Annotated in this window: 5 protein-coding genes; all 5 read left to right on the forward strand. The window is 64.4% G+C overall.

From position 1 onward, the window contains the following. On the forward strand, positions 1–181 hold a 181-nt coding region (locus WAX14_RS12375; protein WP_422628355.1), incomplete at its 5' end, for a DUF7620 family protein. Continuing rightward, positions 178–531, forward strand: coding sequence for a putative phage holin (locus WAX14_RS12380; RefSeq protein ID WP_422628356.1), 354 nt, complete (start codon positions 178–180; stop codon positions 529–531). The genes WAX14_RS12375 and WAX14_RS12380, both read left to right, overlap by 4 nt. Next, complete coding sequence (locus tag WAX14_RS12385; protein ID WP_422628357.1) at positions 528–1,694, forward strand: fibronectin type III domain-containing protein; 1,167 nt, start codon at positions 528–530, stop codon at positions 1,692–1,694. Before WAX14_RS12380 ends, WAX14_RS12385 begins: the two co-directional genes overlap by 4 nt. A gap of 9 nt (positions 1,695–1,703) precedes the next feature. After that, a complete protein-coding gene (locus WAX14_RS12390) occupies positions 1,704–1,991 on the forward strand; it encodes a hypothetical protein (RefSeq protein WP_422628358.1) in 288 nt (95 codons plus the stop codon). Between the two features lie 79 nt (positions 1,992–2,070). Further along, positions 2,071–2,389: DUF7264 domain-containing protein (locus WAX14_RS12395; RefSeq protein ID WP_422628359.1), on the forward strand; the 319-nt coding region annotated here is incomplete at its 3' end.

The raw sequence follows: 2,389 nt of genomic DNA on the forward strand, positions 1-2,389 counted from the left end.
GTGGGGACGAAAGGTCAAGCAGCAGCGTGCGCTTCTCGAGGACGTCGAGGTGGCGCTGCAGGAGGAGCAGGCGCGGGAGCGTCGCGTCGAGGCGGTGGTGTCTCGGCATGATAAGTCACGCCGCCACAATCACTTCGGTGAGTCGATCGAGTTCGCCATGGGCAAGAGGAGACACGCATGATCAGGGCCGCTCTTGCTGCCGCAGCAGTTGTCGGTGTGGGGGTCATCGTGTTGTGCCCGCCGCGTATCGAGGCGCAGGTATTGATCATGTCGATGACGGTGCTGGCGATCATGTTCGTGGTGTCGTACGCGATTAGGTCGCCGTGGCGGGCCACGCAGGCCGGACGATCGATGATGGCGACGACGGTGGCGCTCGCAGCGATCGGGGCACAGCAGTCCAGCGTGTGGCTCTTCGGGGACTATGCGTGGCGCAACGAGGTTCGCGCTGTTGTGCTGCTGGCTCTCGCGTTGACGTTGCTGCATCGCCTGTTGGTGCTGTGGCGGATTCAGCATGAGGAGGAGGTGCCGTGACTTCTCCGAATGGTGATTCGCCGGCGGGGTCGTTTTCGGTTGGCGCGTTCGCTTCGTGGCGGGCGCAAACCGAGGGGGATGCGAAGGCGTCACTGAAGGGCGTTCCGCTGAACGCGTGGAGCGGAGCGCAGACGCAGCTGCATGGCGAGTTCATCTCCGCGCCACTGTTCGGTGGTGAGGTTTCGCGCCTGGACAATCGGATCGACGAGATCCTGATCGGCACCGAACGTGTCTTCCGGTACACGTACGCGGAGTCGGATGTGTGGACGAAACATCCGGCCGCATACAAGATTGATGTTGCGGTGTTCTCGGGCGCAACCAGCGGCAAACCAGGGGGCACATCCGGCGGCGGCGGCGAGGGCGGCTTCGGCGGCGGTTTCAACTTCTACACGTTCGCCGGTTCCGAGCTGGAAGACCTCACGACGAACGTGGCGATCACGATCGGAGGCGGCACCGACGCAGGAAACGACGGCGCCGCCGGCGCTTCATTGTTCGGGGCGTACCTGTCCTCGGATGGTGCGACCCGCACCAACTACGGCACCGGCAGTCGCACGTACAAGATGCGCGGAGGCGACGGACGCAGCAATAACGCGGGCGGCTCGGCCGGTAGCGATGGGCCGTTCCATCCCGGCGGCTCAGTCGGGTCGAATAGCGTCGGCGGAAACGGATTTTCTGTCGACTATGGCCAGGTCGGCAACGGTTCATGCGGTGGTGGCGGCGGCAACTACGCTTCGGGCTTGTTCTGGGGCGGATATCGCGGCGGCCACGGCGGATGGCCGGGCGGCGCAGGCGGAGGAGGCGGCAGCGGCAGTGCTTTCGCAGGCGCCGGTGCGGGCGGCAACGGTGCGGGCGGCATGGTCGTTGTCACCGTGTACGTCGAAGACACGCTCGGAGTGCCGCCGTCAACACCGTCGAACCTCGTCGCCTCCGGGATCACTAGCTCCTCGGCGCATGTCACGTGGGACGCCTCGACCGACGACGTGATGGTCAAGCACTACGCCCTCTACCTCAACGGAAACCGATACGGCGTCGTCTCCGCTCCCGAACATGACTTCGTGGGGTTGGCTGCGTCGACGTCGTACACGGTGCGCGTGCAGGCTGTCGACATCGGCGACAACCCCAGTGAAATGTCTGCCGTTCTCAACTTCACCACGACCAGCTAAGGAGAACTCGTGCCTACAGCTCAGATTGTGGCGGATGGTCTGCCGTCCCCGGGCGGCTATGAGGCCACCCTGTACCGGATCGACCCGCCAATGCAGGGCACCGATCACCTGCTCGTCTATCACCGTCCGCGGATGTTCGGGCAGCCCGGCCGCATGTCCGTGGTACTCGCCACCGAGGGCGGTGTCGGGCATCGGGGTCGCATGGATGCCGTACAGGGCACCTACACCACAGATGAACCGAATCACATTCTCGCGCTGCAGCTTGCGGGCGGGTACCGGATCGTAGAGGGGGAATGATGGTCGAGGTGATAGCGCCGCTCGTGTGGGATCTGATCTGGATCATGCTCGGACTCGGACTCTTGCTCGGTGGTGCGCTGTGACCGCCCCTCTCGGGCACATCCCGATCAAGTCGAAACTCACCCTGTCGAAGGGCGCCGACTTCGCGCAGATCGTGCGCCGGCAACCGTCCGACCCAGTCATCCCGATCGGCACCACAGCGGAGATCGTGCTGTACACGAAGGGCACCGAAACTGTGCTCGACTCGTGGACGGCGATTGCGGTCACCGAGGACTACGCGGAGTTCCGTGTCGAGTCCGAGGATGCCGACGTGATCCCTGCCGGTGCTGATTTCCGGTTGTACATCCACTATCCCGAGACACCGACGCTGGACCTGCTGTGGTTTTACGGCACGGTGC

Source organism: Rhodococcus sp. (in: high G+C Gram-positive bacteria) (assembly GCF_049299235.1).
Taxonomy (GTDB): domain Bacteria; phylum Actinomycetota; class Actinomycetes; order Mycobacteriales; family Mycobacteriaceae; genus Rhodococcus.